This window comes from Rhizobium sp. RAF36 (assembly GCF_052114105.1).
GTDB lineage: Bacteria > Pseudomonadota > Alphaproteobacteria > Rhizobiales > Rhizobiaceae > Rhizobium.
Map to the genome: position 1 here is coordinate 142,508 of NZ_JBFREC010000003.1, position 23,215 is coordinate 165,722.

Genomic DNA, 23,215 nt, shown 5'->3' on the forward strand with positions numbered 1-23,215 from the left:
ATCGTTTCGCTCGTAAATTTGCACACCTAGGAGAAGACGATTGCCGATTGTTGCCACCGCCGCCTGGTCCATCCCGAAAAAGGCGGGCGACCGGTTTGGAACGGAGGGAAGTGGCCTTACCAGATACGCCTCGGTCTTCGACGGCGTCGAGATCAATTCGACCTTCTACCGGCGGCACAAGACATCGACATTCGCGCGCTGGGCGGACTCCGTCCCGGACAGCTTTCGGTTCGCGGTCAAGATCCCCAAGGAGATTTCCCACACCCGCGCTATGAAAGACATTGCCGAGCCGTTCGACACGTTCCTTGCTGATATCGCACCGCTCGGAGAGAAACGCGGGCCGCTGCTCTGCCAGGTACCGCCGTCGCTGGTGTTCGATGCACATGTTCTCGAAACCGCACTCAAAACCTTACGGGATGCCGATGACGAACGGATCGTCATAGAAGCGCGCCACAAGAGCTGGGCATCGGCCGAGGCGTTGAACCTGCTGAAGAACTTCGCGATCGATCGGGTTTTTGCCAATCCGGCCCCGGTATGGCCAGCGGAAGACTTTGAAAGACAGCCGAAGTACGTGCGTCTGCACGGCAAGCCAAAAATCTACTACTCGAGCTATACCGACGACGAGATCGCGTCTTTCTCAAAATTGCTGGCGCCGGAGAGCTGGTGCGTGTTCGACAATACGGCCTCAGGGGCCGCCATCGAAAACGCGCTGACCATGCTCGGCCATTACCCCCGAAACTCGCCCTCGTTCATGTCACGTTCGTCGTAGTTGATATCCCAGTCCTTGGCGTCTTCATCCTTGCCCGGCGTCTTCTTGTTGACGGTCGCGTCATCTGAATGCGTGATGACGCGGGGCTTGGCGCTACTCACACCATTGTTGGATCCTCCGGCATGGTTGCTTTCCGACTGACCCCTTGCGTCTCGCTCGATCTCTGCCTTTGATGACTTTTTATTTTTTTCCATGTTCAGGTTCCTCCTGAGCCTCCGCCGTTTCTCCTGTGCGGGGTTGCTCTTTCATCGCCCGGTGCAGTCCTTTGGCCGCTCCTTGCGCCAGAGCGTGGCGGTTTCGATCGGCCTCTGGGCTCTCTACAGAGCGGGCATCATCTGTTTCAGCCGGAGCGGTCTCCGGCAGCTTTTCCCGTTTTGTCATCTCGACTCCCATCACTAAGCCAATCGACCCCATTTGGGATTCCATTCAACCCCTTCCACAAGCTCGACAAATATGGGCTCGTTGCTGTCGGCTCTATGAGAGGCCGCCAGTTTGAAGGCCGCGGCGGGCTCCATCTCCTCGCCGGGAAAAATCGTATCGTCCGCGTCTGTGTCGGCTATCTTGCGCACATAACCACGGATCTGATCGCCTGAGTGATAGAACTTGATCACCAATGATCCGGCCGGCGCAATGCCTGGGAAATATTGTCGATAGTCGCCGCGTTCCGCTGCCGCATCGGTGTCACCGGCCCGATACCAGTGGGTAAGGTCCTGGCCTTCAGGACGACCTTCTGCTTCCCAGATCAGATATGCGCGCAGCCGTCTCGCCTCCTCATCGATCAGAGGTTTCGGTTGTTCCGAGACGACTTGAAGGACGACCTTGCCGCGGATATGTTTTTCTTGGAGGACGGACTGGGCTTCGGCTGCCTGGCCTAGCCCAAAGGTGCTGGCAACAACGACCTGGACCTCGCCTTGGTAGATCAGCTGCGCGATTTCCTGCAATTGGGCGCCGTTCGGCTGAGCGGTGTAGCGCGCTGCACGAATACCCTGTTTCTTGGCTTTTGCCTTATCCGGCTCCTGGAGTGTAGAAATGAGGGCGCCTTTCGGTTTGACGACGCTGAAGCTTCTTTCCTGGGTCTCGCCGCCGATCAGATCGAATACAAGGTCGACGGGCTCGACAACATCTTCGAACTTCTCCGCCTTGTAATCGATCACCTGGTCGGCGCCGAGGTCGGTTACGAAATCCTTGTCGGACGAGGACACGGTTGTCGCTACCCATGCGCCCTTTGCCTTGGCGAACTGAATGGCGAAATGGCCGACGCCGCCCGCACCGCCATGAATAAGGACACGCTGGCCCGCCAGAAGGCCACCGTGATCGAACAGCCCCTGCCATGCTGTGATCCCGGCGAGCGGTACGGCCGCCGAGCCAATGGCATCAAGTGCCTGGGGCTGTAAAGCCACTTCTTCCGCGCTCGCCACGACGAACTCCTCGTAACCGCCATGTTCAGGCGACAGGAATGCAAAGACCTTGTCGCCGATCAGGAAGCTCGCAACGCCAGATCCAACGGCCGCGATCTCGCCGCTGACGTCTCTACCGAGCACGTAGGGAAGATCCTTTTCGGTGACGACAGGATATTTACCCTCGCGCATCTTTGCGTCGACAGGATTGACGCTCGCGGCGAAGACCTTGATGACAACTTCGTTGGCGGCCGGCGTCGGTTGGTCGATTTCATCGATTGCCATAACCTCCGGACCGCCGAAGCGGTGGATACGGACAGCTTGCATGATCGTCTTCCTTTGAGCTGAAGATTAATTTCTGAGATGCAACGTCGATTGCTTCTCACGCTGCGCGCCTTTTGATGGCTGCAGCACCGCGGACTGCGGCGACGGGCGCGGGTCATCAATGTTTTGGTTGCTTGCCAAAATCCTTGCGCAACTCGTCCTTTGCCTTGTCGAGCGTTGCCAACCTCGACTTCGACAGTTGCTTGCCCGCCCTATTGATATAGAAATTCAGCATCGACATCGCAGACTGAAACGGGGTGGCTTTGCGGCGGTCGCTGTGCTCGGCGGACGCCTTCAGCGAATCCGCGATCTTCTTGGCGCTACGTTGCTTGAAGACGCCGTCCTTCAGATCCATCGCATCGCTGTTGTTGGTCACATCCTGTGACCATTTCTGTTTGGGTTTATTTTTCGGCATAAGCGTTCTCCAAAAAGAACGGCGCCGCTGTTGTGGCGTCGTCCTCTGTCAATGATGAGCGTGGTGCTCGTTGCGCTTGCGGGTGGCAGCTGCCTTCTTGGCTGAGGCAGAGCGCTCTTCCTTGGTCCGCGACGCGGCGGCCGTGCCACCCTTTCGCCCTCCTTTCTTGGAGGAGGCGTGGCTTTCGGCATGGCCGCGCCCAGAGCCTGATTTGTTACCGCCGCCACTTTCCTTGTTAACGGTTGCCCAAGCGCGGCGTTCAGCTTCCTTTTCCAAAACGCCCCGGTCTTCGTAGCCTTCCTCGATATGCTCGGCCTTGCGCTTCTGCTTCTCGGTGTATGCGGATTTGTCGCCCTAGGGCATGAGACAATTCCTTCTCTGGAATTATCTTCGTGATGAAGAACCCGATGCGAAGGAAGTCATCGCACTCATTAAAGCGGAAGGCCGCAAGGGTGTGGCGCTACCGGGCGATCTTCGGGATGCCGCCTTCTGTGAGAAACTTGTCGACGATGCAGTCAAGGCACTCGGTGGTCTCGACATCCTGGTGAACAATGCCGGTCGCCAGCAGCAGGCCCAGTCAATTAGCGACATTACCTATGAAGCTTTCGACGCGACGATGAAGACAAACATCCATGCCACATTCCTGCTGACGAAAGCAGCTCTGAAGCACTTGAAGCCAGGATCTGCCCTGACACTAACTCGGGAAGCACAATCAGACCAGCATTTTGATCGAGCATTTGATTGACAGTGACGCACATTCGATCGGTGTCGCTGGGGGCGATCTCTTAAGCGGACAGATGCAGAAGTGCAGCCAAGCACCGGTGCAGCCATCTCCGTCAGCACGAATGATGTTGATAGGGAAAGCGTCTAACCCTACTTTATGTTGCATGTACTCAGTCGCAGATCGCTTCCGCCTCGATCTCGACCTCGTAATCGCCGATCAGATTGCCGGCCTCGATCAGCGTGTTGGCAGGAAGAACCGAGGCGAAGGCGCGTCCGTGCGCGCGCGAGACCGGCTCCCACTGATTGGCATCACGCAGATAGATGCGGGTCCTGGCCACGTCTTCCATCTTGCCGCCAAGCGCCGAAATGGAGGCGGCGATCTTGTCGAGAATGTAGGTCGCCTGCGCGCCGGCATCGCCCGGCGCTACGCAGCGGTTGGTGCCATGCGTCGCGGTCGTGCCGGAGACCATAATGCGATCCCCCACCCTGACGGCCCGGCTATAGCCCGCGATCGGTTCCCAGATGCTGCCGGATGAGACACGCGAACGGCCGGGACGACCGGGTACCGGCTCAGCCGTGTAGACGGATGGAATGGCATCGAGATGGTGGCTGAGGTCGCCGGATGCCGTGAGGAATGGCGGCTTGCGGTATTCGTCGCCGCAGTCGCCGGGAATGGGCTGCGTCTCATCAAAGGTAGCGTTCAACGCGGCGTGATCCTCTTCGTCGAGCGCAAAAGAGAAGACGTTCAGATTGTCGCCGCGATGCTCGTTTTCGCCGATGCGCGCGCCGACGATGGTGGCGGCCACCGCGTCGTGCTCCAGAACCCAGCGGCTCGCGACGTTGGAGATCGACACGCCGTGCTTGGTCGCGATGGTTTGGGCTGCGCTGAGAATGCCCTGGAAGGCCTGCCAGCCGCCGGCGATGTCGATGAAGCGCTTGTACTTTGAGCGGCTCCAATCGGCGATACCAGTCGGTTCCAGTTGGCCCAGCCACTTCTCGGACAGAAATCCGCCGCAGAGCGTCCCATAGGCGAGAAGCTTGACGCCGCTATTGGCGCAGAGCTTCGAGAGCGCACCGGCCGCGCGGCGGTCGACGAGGGAGAACGAGACCTGATTGCTGGCGATCTCGATGCCGTCGGCGAGTGCCAGCGCCAGATGTCCAGCATCGAAATTGGTGAGGCCGAGCGCGCCGATCAGGCCTTCCCCGCGCAGGCGCTGCATCTCGTGCAGTGCGTCGAGCCACGCTGGATGCTCGAAGCTCCACCAGTGGAATTGCAGTAGATCCACCTTGTCGACACCAAGTCTCGTCAATCGCTCCTCGACGCCACGACGCACGACATCAGCCGTCATCGGTCCCGGCTCCGGGCACCATTTGGTGAAGGCGACTGGCCGCTGGCCGTTCTGATAGCGCGACAGCAGGCGACCGGTGATCAGCTCCGCCGAACCATAGTGATCGGCCATGTCGAACGTATCGAAACCATCCAGCGCATAGGCCTGCAGCACATCGGCGCCCTTGTCGGGATTGATCACGGTGCCGTTCTTCTCGATGTCGGCCACCTGCCAGAGACCGCAGACGATGCGGCTGATGGAGAGATCCTTGGTGAGGGCTATGCGTGGGGGCGTGGTGGACATGTCGTTATTCCCTGGATGTCTGTTTGCGCTTGCTCGTCAGCGATGCCAGCGCATTTGAGGCGCCGAGAATGCCGCGAGGGCGCAGGAGCAAGATGAGGCAGAGCCCGACGCCGATCATGACGATCTGCAGCGACGCCGCGCGGGCCTGCTGCTCGGGCGGCACGAACGCGGAGACGGCGGCCGCCGACAGCGCCCACAGTCCCCAGACCAGCACCGCGCCGAGTATGGCGCCGCGATTGTTGCCGGAGCCGCCGACGATCAGCATCGCCCAGACCTGGAAGGTCAGGATCGGCAGATAATTGTCGGGAGCGATGAAGCCGATGAAATGTCCTTGCGCGGCCCCTGCCAGCCCCATGATGGCGCCGCCGATGGTGAAGGCCGGCAGACGAAAGCGGATAGGCCGCTTGCCGAGCGCCTTTGCAGCGCTTTCATCCTCGCGGATCGCGCGCAGCACGCGGCCCCAGGGGCTCTTGGCGAGATGCTGGAGCGCCAGATAGAGCGCCAGCACAACGCCCGCCATCAGCGCGAGATTGGAAAGGGAAAATGCCAGCGGATCAGCGGCAAGGCTGCCGAACGGGCGCGGAATGAAGCCGATGCCGAAGGCGCCGCCGGTTAGCGGTTGCAGGTTCAGCACACAGAGCTGCACCGTGACCGCGACGCCGAAGGTGGCGATGGCGAGATAATCGGATCGCAGCCTTATGGTGAGCGCACCGACCAGCCAGGCGGCAAGCCCGGCGACCAGCGCGCCGCCGAGCCAACCAATGGCGATCGGCAGGTCGAAACCGCCAAAGCGGCCGGGCGCATCCGGCGTCGTCAAAAGCGCCGACACATAGGCGCCGATCGCGACGAAGGCGGCGATGCCGACGTTGAAGAGGCCGGTCTGGCCCCACTGCACATTGAGGCCGAGGCACATGATGGCATAGGTCAGTGCCATCGTCAGGAAGAAGGCTGCGTAGGCGATCAGATCAAGGCTCATGCCGCCCTCCCGAACAGGCCGCGCGGGCGAAGAAGCAGCACCGCCACCAGGATGACGAAAGAGACAGCCGCCCGCCACTCAGCGCCGACGACCTGCACGGCTGCTGCTTCCGACAGGCCGACGATCAATCCAGCGATCATCGCGCCGGGAACGCTGCCAATCCCGCCGAGGATTGCGGCTGCAAACAGCGGCAGCAGCAGGTCATGGCCAAGATAGGGGCGGATCTGTACGAGCAGCCCGGTCATGATGCCGGCGATGCAGGCGAGGGCAGCGCCGACGAACCAGACGACGCGGATCACACGGCGCACGTCGACGCCGGCAATGCCCGCCAAAGCCGGATTCTCGCTCACGGCGCGCATGGAGCGGCCGATGTCGGTGCGGGTCATCAGCAGGTGGATCGCGACGACCGCAACCAGCGACAGGCCGAGCGACAGGAGCTGGTCGGGCGTGGCTCGCAGGCCGCCACCGATCTTCACGGCGATTTGCAGCGCCTTGGTGTAATAGGCGGGCTTCGAGGTGAAGATGAATTCGAGCAGGCTGCGCAGCGCAAGCGAGGCGCCGAAGCTCGCCATGACGAGAATGATGATCGCGCCGCCGCGCGCCCGCAGACGCCCGAACAGCACCGCATCCACGGCAAGTGCAAGCAAGCCCGTGAGCAGGATCGCGATCACGGCCGCAAGCGGTAGCGACCAGCCGAAGGAGAAGGGGCCGATCGGCTTCGTCAACGTGGTCGACAGGAGCCCGAGGCCGCCGCTGACGGCGAGTGCCAGATAGGCGCCCCAGGAGAGCATCTCGCCATGCGCGAAATTGGCAAAGCGCAGGATCGAATAGGTAAGCGTCACGCCGATGGCGCCAAGGCCGATCATCGCGCCGGCAATCAGGCCATCCATGAGAAATTGCGGGTTCATGGTGCCTCCGCCGCCTGCGTGGTGGTGCCGAGATAGAGCTTGGCGATCAACGGGTCGGCGAGCAGCGAGGACGCCTCGCCCTCATGCCTGATCCTGCCCTCGACTAGGATGACGGCGCGGTTGGCGATCGCAACGGCCGCCTTGACGTTCTGCTCGACCAGAATGACGGTGACACCGCCGGCGTTGATCTCTTTCAGCATCGAAAACACCTCGCCGACGATTTTGGGCGACAGGCCGGCCGAGGGTTCGTCGAGGATGAGCACGGAGGGATCGACGATGAGCGCGCGGGCAACGGCCAGCATCTGCCGCTGTCCTCCCGACAATGCGCCGGCCAAACGTGTGGGTTTGCTGGCGAGATCGGGGAAGCGACGATAGAGCGCGGCGATCCGTTCGCCTCGCAGAGCCTTCGGCAGGACGGCGGCGGCAAGCTGCAGGTTTTCGTGGATGGTGAGCGTCGCGAAGATGTTTTCCGTCTGCGGAACGAAGGCGAGGCCTTCGCCGATCTTGCGGTGGGATGCGACGTGGGTGATCTCCCGCTGGCCCAGCATCACGCTTCCCGAGTGGATCGGCACCACGCCGGCGATCGCCTTGACGAATGTCGACTTTCCGGCTCCGTTCGGTCCGAGCAGCACCAGCAATTCTCCCTGCGCAACCGAGAGATCGATGCCGCGCACGATCGGCAGGTCGGGTTCGTAGCCGGCGACCAGCGCGCGGGTTTGAAGCGCCGGCGTGGTCATGCCGCCGCTCCGAGATAGGCTTCGATGACCTCGGGATTGGCGGCGACGTCGGCGGGCGTGCCCTCGGCCAGCGGCTTGCCGAGTGCCATGGCGACGACGCGGCTGCAAAGCCGCGCCACCATATCCATATTGTGTTCGATCAGCAGGATGGACTTGCCCCGCGCGTTGAGATCCAGCACGCGTTCCATGATCGTCTCCAGGAGCGCGGGGTTGACGCCGGCCGCCGGTTCGTCGAGCAGAATCGCCTGCGGATCGGCCATCAGGATGCGTGCGAGTTCCAGCAGCTTGCGCTGTCCGCCCGAGAGAACCTTCGCCGGCTGTCCCTCTAGGCCCGACAAGGTGACGAACTCCAACAGCGCACGCGCCTTTTCGATCGCCAACCGCTCCTGTTGCCTGACATGACCAAAGCGCAGGAAGTTCGCGAACAGCCGCTCGCCGTCTTGGGCCTGCGCGCCCACGAGTACATTTTCGAGCACCGTCATTTCGAGAAAGGGCTTCGGAATCTGGAAAGTCCGGCCGACGCCACGACCGATTCTCTGCTCTGGGCTCTCCTGCGACACTTCGCGGCCGCCGATCCAGATTTCGCCCGATGTCGGCTTCAGGCTTCCGGCAATCAGGTTGAACAACGTGGTTTTGCCGGCGCCATTCGGGCCGATGAGGCCAACCATCTCACCTTCGCCAAGCCTGAGCGACATGCCGCCGACGGCCACGTTGCCCTGAAACGACTTCACCAAGTCGCGCGCGTCGATCACGGCTCTGGCGGGTTCTGCCGCTTTCGATGGGGCGTCTGGCACTGGCAAAGGCATGGAGAAAAGAAGTCTCTTGATTTGATTGGTGATGTTTGATCAAACTTTACCCCATGGTGAAAAGCAACCGAAAAAAGCGGTGTCTCACGGAGCAGGCTCGATGGTAGTCCCATCGAGAGGAGCCCATGCGAGGAAACCGGCCGATGGTGGTCACGACCGTGACGACGCGCTGTCGCCGGTCGGGCGCGAAACGCTGCAAGACCGCGTCTACGCGCAGCTGCGCAACTCTCTGATCAACGGCATGTTCGACGCCGGCGACGTGTTGCGCATCGTCGATCTGGCCGAGCGGCTGCAGACGAGCACCATGCCGGTCCGCGAGGCGCTTGGCCGCCTCGTGTCCGAGCAGGCGCTGGAATCGCTACCCAATCGCTCGGTGCGCGTGCCGCTGATCAGCCGCGAGCGGCTGGACGATCTGGCCCGCGCCCGCATCTTGATCGAGGGCCAGATGGTTGCGCTGGCGCTGCCCAATCTGACGGATGACGATTTTGCCGTGCTGAAGCAGATCAATGTCGATTGCGATCTCGCTTTCGAGCAGCATGGCAAGGATATCGGCCATGCCACCTCGGCGCTGAACCAGCAGTTCCATTTCCACATCTATCATGCGGCGCGCTCGCAGGTGCTCATCCCGATCGTCGAGAGCCTGTGGCTTCAGTCGGGCGCGATCATTCGCAAGGCCGCGCATATTCATGACGAAGAGGGCGGACTTGCCGCCACCAATCATCATTGGGCGCTGATCGGTGCGCTGGAAAATCGCGATGTCGAGGCCGCGATGCAATCGCTTTCCAACGACATCAGCCGCTCCTTCGATCTCATCCGCGGGCGGCTGGATGCCGAACCCAACGGCAATGCATCGGGAGGTCACCATGCCTGAACCCATCGACGACGGCTTCGACCTGTTCGATCTGAGGGTCGACGTGATCATTCCCGAAGGCGGCGCGGTTTACTGCGGCGCCAAGCCTGGCGATCATTTCGAGCTCAAGGGCGAGATGCTGCATCTGCCGGAGGGACAGGGGATCTCGATCTACTCGCTCTCCTCCGTGCTGCCGCTGCTCGCGGCAAAGCAACGCCCGACGGATCGCAACGACTGGATGACGACGGACGCCGACATCGCTTGCCCGGACCCCAATTGCTCGACACGGCTCAGGATCACCCGCACGGGTATCCGCCGTTTCAGCCATGCCGCCACCACGGCGGTTCCCTTGAATGACCAATAGGCTGAAAGACATGCAGCGCATCACCATCGCCCCCGGTTACGAAATCTCCCGCGTCATTCGCGGCGGCTGGCAGCTGGCGGGCGGCCACGGCGCGATCGATGGCGGCAGCGCTGTCGAGGACATGATCGCCTTTGCCGACGCCGGGATCACCACTTTCGACTGCGCTGACATCTATACAGGCGTCGAGGAGCTGATCGGCCGTTTTCGCGTCGCCTACAAGAACCTGCGTGGCACTCAGGCGCTGTCGCGCATCCGCGTCCACACCAAATTCGTGCCCGATCTGACCGTCCTACCAAACATCAGCAAGGCTTATGTTGAAGGCGTCATCGATACCTCGCGCAAGCGGCTCAACCTCGACTGCCTCGATCTCGTGCAATTCCACTGGTGGGCCTATGATATCGAGGGCTGGCTGGAAACGGCGGGCTGGCTGAAGGAGCTGCATGAGGCCGGCAAGATCGGCAAGATCAGCGGCACCAATTTCGACACGGATCATATCAAAGCGATCATCGGTTCCGACGTGCCCTTCACCTCGCTGCAGCTGCAATACTCGCTGCTCGACCGGCGCCCGGAAAAGCGCATGGCGGCGCTTGCCGGCGAAAAGAACTTCGCGCTGTTCTGCTACGGTACCGTCGCCGGCGGCTTCCTCGGCGATCGCTGGCTCGGCCAGCCGGAACCGGAACATCCGCTCGAGAACCGTTCACTGACGAAGTACAAGCTGATCATCGACGATTTTGGCGGTTGGGATCTATTCCAGGCGCTGCTGTCGACGCTGCGCGAGATCGCCGACCGGCACGATACCGATATTGCCACGATCGCAAGTGCAGCGATGCTGACCAAGCCAGGCGTCGCCGCCGTCATCGTCGGCGCCCGCAATCGGGATCACCTGAAGTCCAATCTTGCAATCGCCGATATCGCGCTAAGCGAGAAGGACAGGGTTGAGATCGATGCGATCCTTGCGCAATCAAAGCCGCTCGACGGCGACGTCTATACGCTGGAGCGGGACAGGGAAGGCCGCCACGGCAGCATCATGAAGTACAATCTCAACAAAGGGGAACAAAAATGAGAACGACATTCCTGCTTTCTGCCATGGTAGCTGCCCTTGCGGCATCCACGGCACCGACGCTGGCCGCCGATTGCGACATCACCGTGGGCCTCGTTATGGAGCTCACCGGTCCGGCCGGTGAATATGGCCAGGCCGGCGCTAAGTCCGTCGAGATGGCCTTCCGGGACATTAACGACGCCGGGGGCGTCAATGGCTGCAAGGTCGTCGCCGACACTCGCGACAGCCAGAGCCAGGGCAACGTCGCCGTCGATCAGGCGACCCAGCTCGTCAACATCAAGAAGGTGCCCGTCATCATCGGTGGCATCATCTCGTCGGTATCGATCCCGATCCTGACATCTGTAACGGCACCGGCCGGCGTGGTGCAGGTCTCGCCAGCATCCTCGTCTCCAACGCTGACCGAGCTTGGCCGCAGCGGCAAGACCAACGGCGTCTTCTTCCGCACCATTACCTCGGATGCGCTGCAGGGCACCGCGGCCGCGAAGTTCGCGATGGACCAGGGCCTGAGGAAGATTGCGATCATCAACGTCAACAACGACTTCGGCGTGAACATGGTCAAGGAATTTTCGACCGCCTATCAGAAGCTCGGCGGCACGATCACCTCGACCACGCCCTATAACGAGAAGCAATCAAGCTACGCCTCGGAAGCCAGCGCCGCGATGGCCGGTGACCCCGATGCGCTTTATCTCGTCAGCACGCCTGTCGATGGCGCGACCATTGCTCGCGCTTGGGTTTCCGGTGGTGGCAAGCAGACCTTCCTGTTGAACGACGGCATGAACTCCAAGGACTTTATCGAGAGCGTCGGCGCGCAGTATCTCGAGAATGCCTATGGCACCTCCTCCGGCACCAGCCCTACGGCGTCGACCGAATATTTCAATGGCAACTACGAGGCCTTCTCCGGCGGCATCTCGCCTTCGGCTCCGGCCGCCGACCGCTCTTATGACGCGGGTGCAATCGTGGCGCTGGCGATCGCCAAGGCCGGCAAGGCAGATGCGGCCGCCATTAAGGTAGCCATGCACGAGGTCGTCGCCGAGGGTGGCACGCCCATCCATGCTGGCAAGGAAGAGTTCGCCAAGGCGCTGCAGCTCATCAAGAATGGCAAGCCGGTCAAGTACGAAGGTGTTATCGGCCCTGTCAGCTTCGACAAGTATGGCGACATCACAGGTCCGTTCCGCTTGTGGAAGATCAGCGGCGGCGAGGTGACGACGGTCGGTGAGTTGAGCGCCGAAGAGGTCACCAAGATTAAGACCGCAAAATGAATTGAGTGAGCTCGAGGATACTCCACGAGCCACTACATCAAAGGGTGAGCGTATCGTGCACGGGTGCCGATGCTGTACCACCATCGGCACCCATTTCTCGCTGCGGATGACTACGAAGAGGTCTATGGGCACCTACTTTCGCAGGCCAAAGACAAGGTGGTCCTTCACGGCCTGGGCGATATGTTCGATCCGAACCTCACAGGGTATTGGGGGGCGTCGGATTTCGGCTCGGCGCTCAAAATCGTCATCCGCATTATCGAAGCCAGCAAAGACAAGGTGGAAGGCATCAAGATCTCGCTTCTCGATAAAGAGAAGGAAGTCATCCTCCGGCGCTGCCTTCCGGATGGTGTCCTGTGCTTTACCGGGGACGATTTCAACTACGCTGACATGATCGAGGGGGATGGCGAGCATTACAGCCATGCGCTGCTCGGGATCTTTGATGTGGTCGCGCCATCAGCATCGAAGGGACTGGCAGCACTCGCGCGCAATGACCTCTCGACGTTCCACGAGGTGCTTGACCCGACAGTGGCGCTCTCCCGCAAGATCTTCGAAGCACCTACACAGTTTTACAAGGCGGGCGTGGTCTTTCTCGCATGGCTCAATGGCCATCAGGATCATTTCAGCATGCCGGCAGGCATGCAGTCGGCGCGAGGAATCCTACATTATGCGGAAGTGTTCCGGCTTGCAGACCAGGCCAACGTGCTCGATCACCCCGATCTTGCGGTTGCAAGGATGCGCCATCTCGTCGGCATGTACGGGGTTGAGTGAAGCCAGATGACATCGCCTTATCGTTTTAACGCTTCGCATCCCGACTTCGACCCGAGGCTCTTTCTCAAGAGCCTGTTTGATGCCGCCGTCGCGGCTGCGGACCCCGTTGTAGGAATTCGTAAACACCTCCCAGCCAAGCCAAAGGGCCGCACGGTTGTCGTCGGCGCAGGGAAAGGTGCGGCGCAAATGGCGCGCGCACTTGAAGCACTCTGGGACGGTCCACTCTCCGGGGTGGTGGTGACCAGATATGGGTATGGGTGCCCAACGACAATCATTGAGGTCATTGAGGCGTCGCATCCCGTTCCGGATGCTGCCGGGATAGTGGCGGCGCGAAGATTGACGGCCGCAATCAGCGAACTGGGCCCGGACGACCTAGTCATCGCTCTTGTCTGTGGAGGAGGCTCTGCGCTTCTCCCGGCTCCGCCGCCGGGTTTCTCACTTCAGGACGAGATTGCACTCAACGAAATCCTCCTTTCGTCTGGCGCGCCGATCTCGGCGATGAATGCCATCAGAAAGCATTTCTCGATGATCAAAGGCGGCCGGCTTGCCGCAGCCACCAGGGCGAAAGTCGTCAGTCTGGTCGTCTCCGACATCCCAGGCGACAATCCGGCCTTTGTGGCATCCGGCCCCACATTGCCGGATGATGGGACACGGACGGACGCGCTGGACGCCATTCGCCACTACGCCCTCCGTCTCCCATTGCGGATGTTGGAACATATATCCTCGCCACATGCCGATGCGCCGTCTCCACGCGATCCCATGTTCGCTCGGAATTCCGCCCATATCATTGCCTCCGCGTCGATTTCGTTGGATGCGGCAGCCGAGCTGGCTCAAAAGTCCGGATTTCAAACTGCGGTCCTGTCTGACTCGATCGAAGGCGAGACCCGTGACGTTGCGTACGTCCACGCGGCGATCGTGCGTGAAATAGCACTTCGCAATCGCCCTTTTGGAAAGCCGGTGGTTCTTCTCTCCGGAGGGGAAACAACGGTTACCCTCCGAGGGGCAGGCGGAAAAGGCGGAAGAAACTCCGAATTTGCGCTTTCAGCGGCTCTGTTAATCGATGGCATGCAGGCTGTTGTTCTCGCCGCGGATACGGACGGCATCGACGGCTCGGAGACAAACGCAGGTGCATTTGCGGACGGCACAACGATCCGGCGCTTGCGGTCACTTAGAATAGATCCGCGGGCACTGCTCTCTAGGAACGATAGCTATACTGGATTTGCCGCGATCGGAGACCTTTTTCTGACCGGACCAACCGGGACAAACGTCAACGATTTTCGGGCGGTAGTCGTTTTTTGATAGCGCTCACGCTAATAAGATCGTCAGCACATCTGGCATGACCGCTCATTTTTGTATGGGTGGCATCGTACTTAGCGATGCCAGACCCAAATATCGGCCACGAAGCTCTCCAAGACAGCTACTCTCGCTTGTAGTTCCTGCTGACGCCTCAAAGCTAATCGGACTGGTTATTGGACCTTTTGCACCAGAAGCTAGGTTCAGATCCGCTCAAAGCCTGAACGTCTGTAATCGAAGAGAGCTTCGGCACCCGACGAAAGCAGATCGGCTATATCGTCGATCTACGCGGTTGCCAGAATTTTTGTCGCATCCGCTCCCTAAGCGATCCCCGCGAGAGAACTTTTCAGTTTCCCTGGAATAAACGGGGCTGCGTGATGTCTACGCAAAAAGAACACTCGGCATTCGCTGACAAGGAACGCGGACATGACATTTCGTCTAGCAAAACTGCTTCTGCTTACCGCCTGCGTGGCTGCTATCTCTGCACCTGCCTGGGCTCACGCCCATCTTGAAACATCACTGCCTGCCTCCGGCGCGACCGTGTCGTCGCCCCCGGTCTTGTCTGTCGACATGTCTGAAGCTCTCGAACCCTCATTTTCCACGATTACCGTCACCGACAGCACAGGCGCGCCAGTCGCGATCGGCGATTCGCAGGTCGGCGGCGAGGGCGGGCGGCAGCTCTCTGCGACCGTGCCCAAAACCCTCAAGGCGGGCCTCTATCATGTGGAATGGCATGTTCTTTCCAAGGATGGACACAGGAATGCCGGCAAGTTTGACTTCACGGTTGCGCCATGACGCCCGAAAGCGCCATGGCTGCCAACCGCTTCCTGCATGACAGTTCGCTCGGGCTGTTATGGGGCGGCCTGGGCTACGCGTCGTTCGTCGCCAAGCGTCCGCTCGCCGGCACGCTCGTGCAGAGGCTCGACCCTATGGTGTCCTTTTGCGTCGTGGTAGTCGTCGTTACAACTGCTTCAGGCTTTCAGCGGCGAATGCGACGGGCATGTGGAGTTCCGTCTTCGATCCTGAGACGCTCCACCTAATGGCAGAAACGGAGGTCGGGCAGGCCTTTGCCATTCAGGCGGCGACGGCAGTCGCTCTTGTTGTGTCGACGCTGTTGAAGGCCTACCGGACGTCAGTCGTTGTAACCGGCCTCATGCTCGGCGAACTCGCGCTGCGCGGACATGCCACCGAAGGTTCAGGCCTCGCGAGCTTATCCCATCAAGGAACCGACATCGTGCACGTCCTGTCTGGAACCGCATGGCTCGGAGCGCTCGTTCCGTTCATCCACCTCCTTCGCCTATCTTCCGTTCTCGACCTACGGACGGCAGCCCTTGAATCCTTGAAGCGGTTTTCCCTGGCAGGGCACGTCGCGGTCTCACTTGTTCTCGTAAGCGGCCTGTTCAACACCTGGCTCGTCCATGGGCGGATCTGGCCAGACCTCTCTTCGAGATATGATCAGGAGCTTCTTCTCAAGGTGCTGGCCGTCGGTCTGATGGTGATCCTCGCCATCGTCAACCGATACGTTTTCGTGCCGATGTTTGGCACGAATGCTGCCCGTGCGCGAACCTGCCTGCTGTACGGGAGCCTGACGGAGATCTTCCTCGGCCTTGTCGCGCTCGGTCTGCTCGCCTCGTTCGGCCTGCAGGATCCCGTCTGAAAATAGTTGGTGGTCGCCGGAATAAATCGTTCCGGCCGATGTCTACGCTTGTGGAAACAACATGAAGGAGACGACGATGACCCGATCTTCCAGATACCTGATCACGACGCTGCTCGTATCCGTGGCGGCATTCTCGGCATACCAGGCGTTCGGCCAACAGGTGGAAAACACGCCGTCGGTGGCAAGCCAGCCGGACACGCCGGAAGCGGCCTACCTCGCCGAGAACGACATGGCGATGACCAAGATGATGGACGACATGGAGGCGAAGCCATCAGGCGATATCGACCGTGACTTCGTCGTCATGATGACACCTCATCACAAGGGGGCCATCGACATGGCGCAGGCATACCTGCGCTACGGCACGAACGAACAGCTGAAGCGCATCGCCCAGGAAATCATCGTCGACCAACAGCAGGAAATCGCCGCGATGAAGATCGCCGTCGGTGACCCGCTGCCACCATCCAACGCGGCTCCGACCCAAGTCGCGCCGCAGACTGCCCCAGCCGGAGCCATGAAAGCCATGTCTCCTGATATGAAGATGTAAGTGAAAGGACCACCAATGACACGCTTATCGATCGCAGCACTTCTGCTCGCGGGCTCCATCCTCTCCCCGTTGGCCGCTTTTGCAGGTCAGGCACCGGGATCAGCTTCGGACGGCGACATTCCGATCAGTCACAAGGACCGCGTCTATGCGGCCGAGCAGTTCTCGAACACGGTTTCCGTGACCGATCCCGTCGACAACAAACTGCTTGGCGTCATCAAGCTTGGCGACCCGCAGCCGGGCAACCTCAGCCCGCTCTACAAGGGCCAGGTCCTTGTGCACGGCATGGGCTTCTCCCCGGATCACAAGACGCTTGCCGTCGTGTCGATCGGTTCGAATTCTGTGACCTTTATCGATACCGCCACCAATGCAGTAAAGCACACAACCTATGTCGGCAGGTCTCCGCACGAAGCCTTCTTCACACCTGACGGTAAGGAAGTCTGGGTGACCGTGCGCGGCGAGGACTACATTTCCGTCATCGACGCTGCGACCTTCGAAGAGAAGATGAGGATCAAAGTTCCGGCTGGCCCCGGCATGCAGATCTTCTCGCCTGACGGAAAGTACGGCTACATCTGCTCGTCCTTCAATCCCGAGACGGTCGTCGTCTCCGTCGCCGACCATCAGATCGTCGGCCACGTGAAGCAGGATAGCCCGTTCTGCCCGAACATCGCTGCCTCTCCGGACGGCAAGCAGGTATGGTTCACCCTTAAGGACGTCGGCAAGACACAGGTCTTCAACGCTCAGGCTCCGTTCGACCTGATCAAGACGATCGACACCGGTCCGATCACCAATCACGTCAACCTGGTTACCAACAAGAACGGCAGTTTTGCCTACGTGACAGTCGGTGGTCTCAACCAGGTCAAGGTCTTCCGTACCGACACTTTCGAGCAGGTCGCGACCATCCCTGTCGGCAACCTGCCGCATGGCATCTGGCCTTCGGGCGATGGAACGCGCGTCTACGTTGGCCTCGAAAATGCCGACCAGTTCGCCGTCATCGACACCGTCACCAACAAGGTCGTATCAAACATTCCGATTGGCCAGGCACCACAAGCCGTGGCATATGTTCCCAACGCCGTACCAGAAGGCGATGGATTGCAGAACCTCGTGCCCCTTGGAACGGCAGGCGACGCAGCCCATCTGAAACTCGGGGCAAAGGGCAAGAGCAAGGAAGGCACGCCGACAAGCGTCACGCTCTTCAACCAGGGCCTGACACAGGTTCTGCAAGCCTCGGTCACGGGACTGGATGCGAAGAAGCCATACGTGCTGGCGCTTTCCGACAAGGCCGACGGCAGTGGCACGCTGCAGGGGCTTGCGAACTTCATGACCAATCCCGCGGGCTCGGCGATCGTCAACGCGGTCGGCCCAATCCGCCAGATCGTCGAAGCCAAGCACAAGGATGAGCGCCAGTACCTGGTCATCGCGACGTCCATAGACGGCAAGCCTGGCAGTGTCGTCCAGACACAGGCCGATTGATGTGGCTGGCCCGCCTCCACGAGGCGGGCTTCCTTTACTCCGGAGGTGCCCGATGGACGACATGCTCACGCTCGTAGAACCGCTTATCCCGACGCTTCGGCGCTACGCTCGCGGGCTGCTGGGCGACGCAGACGCTGCGGACGACACGGTTCAGGATTGCCTCGAGAAAGTGGTCGCCAACTGGCATCGCAGGCGAAACGAGAACCCCAGGACGTGGGTGTTTTCCATCCTGCACAATCTGGCTGTGAACCGCATACGGCAGAAGGCGAGGCGGGGCTACCCGACGCCGATCGAGGGCATGTCGGAGGAGAGCCACTCCATAGCCGCCTCTCAGGACGAGACCGTTTACGGCGGGCAAGTGATGCAAGCTATTGAACGGTTGCCACCGGACTACCGCAGCGTCATCTTGCTTGTTTCGGTCGAGGACCTTTCCTATGCGGATGCAGCCAAGGTATTGGGTATTCCGATCGGAACGGTGATGTCGAGACTTTCAAGGGGAAGAGAGCAGCTCCGGGCACTGCTTGAGCCACAGCCGGTATCGACTGGCACGGAAAGACCGCATCTGAGGAGTGTTAAGTGATGAGAAAGCCAGTCACGGAAGACGATATTCAGGGCTACGTCGACAACCAGCTTCCTTCGGAACGCCGAGACGATGTCGAAGCCTATCTGGACGCCAATGGAGCCGAAGCCGCCCGCGCCGCCGAGTTCCAGCGCCAGGCCGAAGGCTTGAGGGCGGCCCTCGACCCAGTCGCGCGGGAGCCGATCCCCGTCCGGCTGAACCTGGCCCACATCGCGGCGAACAGGCAGCCCGAGAGACTGCCTAAGTGGCGGTACGCGGCGGCGGCCATGGTGTTGCTCGTCGCCGGTGCGGCCGGCGGCTGGTCCGTGCGCGGTTTCTCCATGCCGCCTTCCGAGGGCGTTGCCGCTCTCGCGCAGGAGGCTTCCGCCACCTATGGTACGTTTGCCACCGACGCGGTGCGACCAGTCGAGGTCCGCGCCGATGACATGGGCGAGCTGACCAGCCTTGCATCGGCCACTCTTGGGAAGAAGGCTATTCTCCCGGATCTCTCCCAGGCGGGGTACCGTCTGATGGGCGGACGGGTAATCTCGACAACGCATGGCCCTGGTTTCATGCTGGTCTACGACGACGACAAGGGTGGCCGGCTGGTTGTCATGGCGCGACACATGATCGTTGACCAGAACAAGCCCATGGTGCCGCACGCCGATGGCGACGTGAATGGCTGGTCGTGGGCCAATTCGGGAACGGGATACAGTGTCGTCGCGCCCCGGTCGTCGGAGAGCCTGCATCCGCTCGCCGATCAGGTTCGCGCGCAGGTGACGACAACTCTTTAGCAGTGCTAACCGCGGTGCGTCCGATTTGACTGAGCTTGCAACGTCTCACGTGTCGTGTCCAAGCAGCGGCAGGATCTATTTGCGCAGTCGCAGTGGTTATGACGAGGTACCAACCCCCGACCGCAATTGCATCGACAGCTTCGTCTCGGCTCTGTGTGGCCACAGCTCGGCTCCATAGCGGTCCGGCTGTACTTGAGGTCGAGATCATGGCCCAACCTAGCAAAAGCAAGCACGGTGGCGGCTACGATACCGGAGCTTGCCCCGCCTATAACGGTGCATGGTCTGCCCGTTTCCACGGATCAATTCCCATCAATCTTACGTATTCGGCGGCCTTTGGCGTCAAAGAGGCATGTCTTGGTGTGTCTGGTGAGGTAAACCAGAGTGTCTGGCTTGGCCGTGATACGGTCTCACGCCGTCATAGCGTGCTCGCAGGCGCGAACGATCACCTCCGTTGAGGCACTCATCGCTCGTGATGTGGATCGACGCCATTATGCCTTGATCGGAGAGGATTAAACGTTCGAGGCTGATTCCATTATAGAACTTCTGCCGGTCAGCCACCGTTGGCGGCGACAGGCCACCGGAAGCTGCCAGGCTCACAGGATCTTCGTGACGAAATCGATGAATGCTCGAACCTTTGGTGCGAGGTTTCTATTCGATGGAAACAACACTGAAATCGGCGGACCGTCCGCCGCAAAAGCTGCGAGGACCTCGATCAGTGCGCCTGACTTGATGTGCGGTTCAGCCATGTAAGTATGCAATTGTACCAAGCCGCCACCTGATAGTCCGGTGTCGACCATCGCGTCTGGACTGTCGAAGCTCAAAGTTCCCTGGACAGAACGTTCAAACGGCTCCCCGGTCTCAGGTCGAGAAAAACGCCAGGGCGCGAACTCAGGACCATAGTGCGAAACCCGTCGCACGCAATCATGGCGAGAAAGATCTTCTATAGTCTCTGGCTTGCCATGAGTTGCAAGATATGAAGGGGAGGCGCACACGATGTATCGAACGGTTCCAACACGCTTTGCCATCAATCGTTCGTCGCGCGGTTCTCCAATACGCACCACAGCGTCAATTCCAGCCGCAATCGGGTCGGTGACAGTGTCAGCGAAAGTCGCAGCAATGCGCAGTTCGGGGTAGATCGATGTGAGTTGCCCCAAGACAGGCAAAATCTTGAGCCTGCCAAGCGCCGTCGGCATTTCGATGCGCAGGATACCACTCGGACGAGCGGCCCGTGCACGCATGTCCTCTTCCGCCCGGTCGAGGTCCGTCAGGATCCCGCTGCACCGCTCGAAAAACAGCTTCCCATCTTCAGTCATGGTCAGAGATCGGGTCGTCCGATGAAAAAGCCGGAGTTGCAGCCGTTCCTCCAGCCTTGCGACGCTCTTGCTGATTGCCGAGGGCGAAACGTTCAGATCCCGGCCGGCAGCGGCGAAGCCGCCGAGCTCAGCGACACGGACGAATGCGACAATACTTCCAAGACGATCCGATGCCAAAGTGATCTCCTCGCCCATCCATTAGTGACTTGTCGGAACGAGTGCAAGGACTGTTCCACGTCTACTGTCTGGTTTCGAGCAGGCATATCTTCGTCGTATCGAATGAACGATAAAAGGAGATGCAAATGAATATCGACCTTTATGGAAAACGCGCTATCGTCAGCGGCTCGACCGCGGGTATTGGCCTTGCCATCGCCACGGGCCTTGCTGCGGCAGGCGCGGAAGTGGTGGTCAATGGCCGCACAGAAGAGCGCGTGCAAAAGGCTATCGAAACCATCCGAAAGGCAGTCCCAACGGCGATCGTTTCCGGCGTTTCTTCTGACATGTCGACGGCTGAAGGTGCTACCAAGCTCGTAGCAGCGGCGCCTGAAGCCGACATTCTCGTCAACAGCGTCGGTGCTGCTCTGTTTAAGTCCTTTGATGATCTGACCGACGAAGACTGGCTTTTCATGTTCCAGCTCAACGTCATGAGCGGTGTGCGGCTTACCAAGCATTATCTGCCAGGCATGACCAAACGGGGATGGGGGCGCGTCGTTTTTATCAGCAGCGAATCCGCTTTGAACCCGCCGAAGGAAATGATTGATTACGGCATGACGAAAGCCGCCCAACTCGCGGTCTCGCGTGGTGTTGCGGAACTGTCAGCCAAGTCCGGCGTCACGGTCAACTCTGTTCTGCCAGGACCAACACGGTCTGAAGGCTTCGGTAACGTCCTGGAGGGCATCGCCCAGCAGACCGGCCAGTCAATTGAAGCGGTCGAAAAAGGCTTTCTAGAGCAAAACCGACCTACATCGCTTCTGGGTCGCTTCTCCACGACCGAAGAAATCGCAAACATGGTCGTCTACGTCTGCTCGCAACAGGCATCGGCAACAAATGGCTCGGCATTGCGCGTCGATGGCGGCGTCGTCCGGTCAATCGCGTGAGCGCTTCGGCGGCTGGTCGTGCCAGCCGCCATTTCCAAGCGCGCGGTCGCAAGACAGACAGACAAGGAAAACAGTGATGTCATCCATAATGGAATTAACTCGGCGTAACTTCGTTGGGGTGGCCGCAACAGGGGCACTCGTTTCGCAGGCGCTTCCCGCTGCAGCCAAAAGAGGCGGCACGGGAGTAACATCGACCAGCGAGCCAGATGGAAAGACCGGCCCCTTTTGGCCGAACGGCGCTAGATTGGCGGTTAGCATTTCCCTGATGTTTGAGGGAACGGGACAACCAATCTCTGGGGCTGGCGGCGCTTTACCGGAGCCGATAAAGCCCGGGGTTCCCGATCACGCGACGAATGCCTTCTTCGCCTACGGTGTGAACGAGGGCATCCCGCGCGCGCTCGACCTGTTCGATAAGCACGACATCAAGGTGACGTCGTTCATGATCGGCAAGGCGATCGAGCAGAACCCGGACTTGGCGCGCGAGATCGTTAGACGCGGTCACGAGGCGGGTGCACACGGTCCGACTTGGACGGCCTCGTATGATCTGTCACCTGAGGAGGAGAAGGCGTTCATCAAGCAATCCGTCGATACCATCAAGCGTATCACCGGAGAGCAGCCTGTCGGCTGGAACGCCTACTTCATGCGCAACTCCATCCATATATCGGAAACCCTGCAGGATCTCGGTTTTCTGTACAGTATTGACGAGCCAAGCAGGGACGAGCCGTTTATCATCCCTGTTCGTGGAAAAGACTTTGCCATGGTGCCGTACACCCTACATATGAACGATATGAACTTCCCGTTCCAAGGCTACGACCCCCTTGCGCACGAGCAAGCCTTGCAAGACGAGTTCGACCAGCTCTACGAAGAAGGTGCGACCAGGCGCCGACTGATGGTCATCGGCATGCACGATCGACTGAGCGGGCATGCCAATCGAATTCGCGCGCTGGATCGCTTCCTCGCTTACGCGAAAAGTCATGACGATGTTTGGTTTGCGCGAAAGGACGAGATAGCACGCTGGGCGCTAGCGCAACGCCAACATACTCCAGTCGTGCACCGCGGCCCTCCATCTGAAACCGGCTTGCCGTGAACGAATTCCTCCGGCCGGCACATTTCTCCATCGCTTGACCGATGCCGCCGGCCGGAATGCACCACCTTCAGCTCTTCAAACCAAATGTGACTTAACGTTACACATCTACTGCAAACGGTTGCGGCGGATGCACTGGCGGTGCTTGGAGAGATTGGCGCTGAGGACGCATCCCCTAAAGCGATGCGGCCGTGAGCAGGGCTCACATCGTAGCCGAAAATAATCGCATACAATGTGGAATAATCTGCGGATCGAGATGTCTACCTCGTAAGAACATCGGAAAAGGCAGCGTCGCCATCGCAAGATCTTAAATGCAAGGCCCGGAAGTGAAATTGGATGCATGCCTGAACAGGGAATTCAAACGGGCGCGACAAACTGGCGAACGTGCCCGTGATGTTCTTCGAAATTGCAAGGAGC

25 protein-coding genes and 2 pseudogenes are annotated in these 23,215 nt (G+C 60.1%); 16 read left to right on the top strand and 11 right to left on the bottom strand.

The annotated features are described in order from the left end of the window. The first annotated feature begins 40 nt into the window (after positions 1-40). On the top strand, positions 41-769 hold the full coding sequence (locus AB4Z25_RS11955; RefSeq protein WP_112444681.1) for a DUF72 domain-containing protein: 729 nt from the start codon (positions 41-43) through the stop codon (positions 767-769). On the opposite strand, the gene AB4Z25_RS11960 is transcribed toward AB4Z25_RS11955, so the two are convergent. The 5 genes from AB4Z25_RS11960 to AB4Z25_RS11980 all read right to left on the bottom strand — a co-directional run bounded on the left by AB4Z25_RS11960 (position 727) and on the right by AB4Z25_RS11980 (position 3,211). Beyond that, a complete protein-coding gene (locus tag AB4Z25_RS11960; RefSeq protein WP_112444679.1) occupies positions 727-963 on the bottom strand; it encodes a hypothetical protein in 237 nt (78 codons plus the stop codon). The genes AB4Z25_RS11955 and AB4Z25_RS11960 overlap by 43 nt on opposite strands. Beyond that, positions 950-1,195 (bottom strand): hypothetical protein, encoded by a 246-nt coding sequence (locus AB4Z25_RS11965; RefSeq protein ID WP_442208361.1) that lies wholly within the window; start codon positions 1,193-1,195, stop codon positions 950-952. The genes AB4Z25_RS11960 and AB4Z25_RS11965 overlap by 14 nt, the downstream gene beginning before the upstream one ends. Beyond that, complete coding sequence (locus AB4Z25_RS11970; protein WP_442208076.1) at positions 1,165-2,493, bottom strand: zinc-binding dehydrogenase; 1,329 nt, start codon at positions 2,491-2,493, stop codon at positions 1,165-1,167. The genes AB4Z25_RS11965 and AB4Z25_RS11970 overlap by 31 nt, the downstream gene beginning before the upstream one ends. Positions 2,494-2,608: 115 nt before the next feature. Next, a complete protein-coding gene (locus AB4Z25_RS11975) occupies positions 2,609-2,905 on the bottom strand; it encodes a DUF3175 domain-containing protein (RefSeq protein WP_442208077.1) in 297 nt (98 codons plus the stop codon). A gap of 48 nt (positions 2,906-2,953) precedes the next feature. Continuing rightward, positions 2,954-3,211, bottom strand: a complete 258-nt coding sequence (locus tag AB4Z25_RS11980; protein WP_442208333.1) for a plasmid stabilization protein — start codon at positions 3,209-3,211, stop codon at positions 2,954-2,956. A gap of 76 nt (positions 3,212-3,287) precedes the next feature. Here AB4Z25_RS11980 and AB4Z25_RS11985 point away from each other — a divergent pair. Next, a pseudogene (locus AB4Z25_RS11985) lies at positions 3,288-3,620 on the top strand (SDR family NAD(P)-dependent oxidoreductase); the annotation flags it as partial. A 178-nt stretch (positions 3,621-3,798) separates the two neighbouring features. Here AB4Z25_RS11985 and AB4Z25_RS11990 read toward each other — a convergent pair. From AB4Z25_RS11990 to AB4Z25_RS12010, 5 genes are read right to left on the bottom strand one after another with little or no spacing between them, the layout of a single operon-like run. Continuing rightward, a complete protein-coding gene (locus AB4Z25_RS11990) occupies positions 3,799-5,259 on the bottom strand; it encodes an aldo/keto reductase (RefSeq protein ID WP_112444671.1) in 1,461 nt (486 codons plus the stop codon). 4 nt (positions 5,260-5,263) lie between these two features. Beyond that, positions 5,264-6,235 (bottom strand): branched-chain amino acid ABC transporter permease, encoded by a 972-nt coding sequence (locus tag AB4Z25_RS11995; RefSeq protein ID WP_442208078.1) that lies wholly within the window; start codon positions 6,233-6,235, stop codon positions 5,264-5,266. Then, positions 6,232-7,143, bottom strand: coding sequence for a branched-chain amino acid ABC transporter permease (locus tag AB4Z25_RS12000; protein ID WP_112516761.1), 912 nt, complete (start codon positions 7,141-7,143; stop codon positions 6,232-6,234). The genes AB4Z25_RS11995 and AB4Z25_RS12000 overlap by 4 nt, the downstream gene beginning before the upstream one ends. Then, positions 7,140-7,880, bottom strand: a complete 741-nt coding sequence (locus AB4Z25_RS12005) for a branched-chain amino acid ABC transporter ATP-binding protein (RefSeq protein ID WP_112444665.1) — start codon at positions 7,878-7,880, stop codon at positions 7,140-7,142. The genes AB4Z25_RS12000 and AB4Z25_RS12005 overlap by 4 nt, the downstream gene beginning before the upstream one ends. After that, positions 7,877-8,686 carry an ABC transporter ATP-binding protein gene (locus AB4Z25_RS12010; RefSeq protein WP_112444664.1) on the bottom strand — a complete coding sequence of 270 codons (810 nt, stop codon included), beginning with the start codon at positions 8,684-8,686 and terminating at the stop codon, positions 7,877-7,879. The genes AB4Z25_RS12005 and AB4Z25_RS12010 overlap by 4 nt, the downstream gene beginning before the upstream one ends. Before the next feature lie 100 nt (positions 8,687-8,786). Between AB4Z25_RS12010 and AB4Z25_RS12015 the strand changes: the two genes are divergently transcribed. From AB4Z25_RS12015 to AB4Z25_RS12070, 12 genes and pseudogenes are all read left to right on the top strand, one after another. Beyond that, a complete protein-coding gene (locus tag AB4Z25_RS12015; RefSeq protein ID WP_442208079.1) occupies positions 8,787-9,557 on the top strand; it encodes a GntR family transcriptional regulator in 771 nt (256 codons plus the stop codon). After that, complete coding sequence (locus AB4Z25_RS12020; protein ID WP_112389144.1) at positions 9,550-9,900, top strand: TIGR04076 family protein; 351 nt, start codon at positions 9,550-9,552, stop codon at positions 9,898-9,900. Before AB4Z25_RS12015 ends, AB4Z25_RS12020 begins: the two co-directional genes overlap by 8 nt. Positions 9,901-9,910: 10 nt before the next feature. After that, on the top strand, positions 9,911-10,963 hold the full coding sequence (locus AB4Z25_RS12025) for an aldo/keto reductase (protein WP_112516779.1): 1,053 nt from the start codon (positions 9,911-9,913) through the stop codon (positions 10,961-10,963). Positions 10,964-10,986: 23 nt separating this feature from the next. After that, positions 10,987-12,219, top strand: coding sequence for an ABC transporter substrate-binding protein (locus AB4Z25_RS12030; protein ID WP_442208334.1), 1,233 nt, complete (start codon positions 10,987-10,989; stop codon positions 12,217-12,219). Positions 12,220-12,324: 105 nt separating this feature from the next. Then, positions 12,325-12,987, top strand: a pseudogene (locus AB4Z25_RS12035) (DUF993 family protein); the annotation flags it as partial. A 6-nt stretch (positions 12,988-12,993) separates the two neighbouring features. Continuing rightward, entirely contained in the window at positions 12,994-14,286 is a 1,293-nt protein-coding gene (locus AB4Z25_RS12040; RefSeq protein ID WP_442208080.1) for a glycerate kinase type-2 family protein, read from the top strand. Positions 14,287-14,706: 420 nt separating this feature from the next. Then, a complete protein-coding gene (copC, locus tag AB4Z25_RS12045) occupies positions 14,707-15,075 on the top strand; it encodes a copper homeostasis periplasmic binding protein CopC (protein ID WP_442208081.1) in 369 nt (122 codons plus the stop codon). A 244-nt stretch (positions 15,076-15,319) separates the two neighbouring features. Further along, positions 15,320-15,937, top strand: coding sequence for a CopD family protein (locus AB4Z25_RS12050; RefSeq protein ID WP_442208082.1), 618 nt, complete (start codon positions 15,320-15,322; stop codon positions 15,935-15,937). Positions 15,938-15,998: 61 nt separating this feature from the next. Further along, positions 15,999-16,481 (top strand): DUF305 domain-containing protein, encoded by a 483-nt coding sequence (locus tag AB4Z25_RS12055; RefSeq protein WP_442208083.1) that lies wholly within the window; start codon positions 15,999-16,001, stop codon positions 16,479-16,481. 15 nt (positions 16,482-16,496) lie between these two features. Then, positions 16,497-17,951 carry a YncE family protein gene (locus AB4Z25_RS12060; protein ID WP_442208084.1) on the top strand — a complete coding sequence of 485 codons (1,455 nt, stop codon included), beginning with the start codon at positions 16,497-16,499 and terminating at the stop codon, positions 17,949-17,951. Positions 17,952-18,003: 52 nt separating this feature from the next. After that, a complete protein-coding gene (locus AB4Z25_RS12065; RefSeq protein WP_442208085.1) occupies positions 18,004-18,531 on the top strand; it encodes an RNA polymerase sigma factor in 528 nt (175 codons plus the stop codon). After that, positions 18,531-19,304, top strand: a complete 774-nt coding sequence (locus AB4Z25_RS12070) for an anti-sigma factor family protein (protein ID WP_442208086.1) — start codon at positions 18,531-18,533, stop codon at positions 19,302-19,304. Before AB4Z25_RS12065 ends, AB4Z25_RS12070 begins: the two co-directional genes overlap by 1 nt. Before the next feature lie 593 nt (positions 19,305-19,897). Here the strand turns inward: AB4Z25_RS12070 and AB4Z25_RS12075 are convergent. Continuing rightward, entirely contained in the window at positions 19,898-20,794 is an 897-nt protein-coding gene (locus AB4Z25_RS12075) for a LysR family transcriptional regulator (protein WP_442208087.1), read from the bottom strand. A gap of 125 nt (positions 20,795-20,919) precedes the next feature. Here AB4Z25_RS12075 and AB4Z25_RS12080 point away from each other — a divergent pair, with 125 nt between their 5' ends. Beyond that, entirely contained in the window at positions 20,920-21,714 is a 795-nt protein-coding gene (locus AB4Z25_RS12080; RefSeq protein WP_442208088.1) for an SDR family NAD(P)-dependent oxidoreductase, read from the top strand. A 76-nt stretch (positions 21,715-21,790) separates the two neighbouring features. Next, positions 21,791-22,801: a polysaccharide deacetylase family protein gene (locus tag AB4Z25_RS12085; protein WP_442208089.1), complete on the top strand. Its 1,011-nt coding sequence runs from the start codon at positions 21,791-21,793 to the stop codon at positions 22,799-22,801. Positions 22,802-23,215: the final 414 nt, after the last annotated feature.

Bases quoted from the DNA above. Each gene is read 5' to 3' on its own strand.
- AB4Z25_RS11990 (WP_112444671.1), bottom strand. From the start codon at position 5,259: ATGTCCACCACGCCCCCACGCATAGCCCTCACCAAGGATCTCTCCATC.
- AB4Z25_RS12020 (WP_112389144.1), top strand. From the start codon at position 9,550: ATGCCTGAACCCATCGACGACGGCTTCGACCTGTTCGATCTGAGGGTC.
- AB4Z25_RS12040 (WP_442208080.1), top strand. From the start codon at position 12,994: ATGACATCGCCTTATCGTTTTAACGCTTCGCATCCCGACTTCGACCCG.
- AB4Z25_RS12070 (WP_442208086.1), top strand. From the start codon at position 18,531: ATGAGAAAGCCAGTCACGGAAGACGATATTCAGGGCTACGTCGACAAC.
- AB4Z25_RS12050 (WP_442208082.1), top strand. From the start codon at position 15,320: ATGGCAGAAACGGAGGTCGGGCAGGCCTTTGCCATTCAGGCGGCGACG.
- AB4Z25_RS12000 (WP_112516761.1), bottom strand. From the start codon at position 7,143: ATGAACCCGCAATTTCTCATGGATGGCCTGATTGCCGGCGCGATGATC.
- AB4Z25_RS11960 (WP_112444679.1), bottom strand. From the start codon at position 963: ATGGAAAAAAATAAAAAGTCATCAAAGGCAGAGATCGAGCGAGACGCA.
- AB4Z25_RS11970 (WP_442208076.1), bottom strand. From the start codon at position 2,493: ATGCAAGCTGTCCGTATCCACCGCTTCGGCGGTCCGGAGGTTATGGCA.
- AB4Z25_RS11975 (WP_442208077.1), bottom strand. From the start codon at position 2,905: ATGCCGAAAAATAAACCCAAACAGAAATGGTCACAGGATGTGACCAAC.
- AB4Z25_RS11965 (WP_442208361.1), bottom strand. From the start codon at position 1,195: ATGGAATCCCAAATGGGGTCGATTGGCTTAGTGATGGGAGTCGAGATG.
- AB4Z25_RS11995 (WP_442208078.1), bottom strand. From the start codon at position 6,235: ATGAGCCTTGATCTGATCGCCTACGCAGCCTTCTTCCTGACGATGGCA.
- copC (WP_442208081.1), top strand. From the start codon at position 14,707: ATGACATTTCGTCTAGCAAAACTGCTTCTGCTTACCGCCTGCGTGGCT.
- AB4Z25_RS12055 (WP_442208083.1), top strand. From the start codon at position 15,999: ATGAAGGAGACGACGATGACCCGATCTTCCAGATACCTGATCACGACG.
- AB4Z25_RS12005 (WP_112444665.1), bottom strand. From the start codon at position 7,880: ATGACCACGCCGGCGCTTCAAACCCGCGCGCTGGTCGCCGGCTACGAA.
- AB4Z25_RS12010 (WP_112444664.1), bottom strand. From the start codon at position 8,686: ATGCCTTTGCCAGTGCCAGACGCCCCATCGAAAGCGGCAGAACCCGCC.
- AB4Z25_RS12065 (WP_442208085.1), top strand. From the start codon at position 18,004: ATGGACGACATGCTCACGCTCGTAGAACCGCTTATCCCGACGCTTCGG.
- AB4Z25_RS12025 (WP_112516779.1), top strand. From the start codon at position 9,911: ATGCAGCGCATCACCATCGCCCCCGGTTACGAAATCTCCCGCGTCATT.
- AB4Z25_RS12030 (WP_442208334.1), top strand. From the start codon at position 10,987: ATGGTAGCTGCCCTTGCGGCATCCACGGCACCGACGCTGGCCGCCGAT.
- AB4Z25_RS12080 (WP_442208088.1), top strand. From the start codon at position 20,920: ATGAATATCGACCTTTATGGAAAACGCGCTATCGTCAGCGGCTCGACC.
- AB4Z25_RS12015 (WP_442208079.1), top strand. From the start codon at position 8,787: ATGGTAGTCCCATCGAGAGGAGCCCATGCGAGGAAACCGGCCGATGGT.
- AB4Z25_RS12060 (WP_442208084.1), top strand. From the start codon at position 16,497: ATGACACGCTTATCGATCGCAGCACTTCTGCTCGCGGGCTCCATCCTC.
- AB4Z25_RS12085 (WP_442208089.1), top strand. From the start codon at position 21,791: ATGTCATCCATAATGGAATTAACTCGGCGTAACTTCGTTGGGGTGGCC.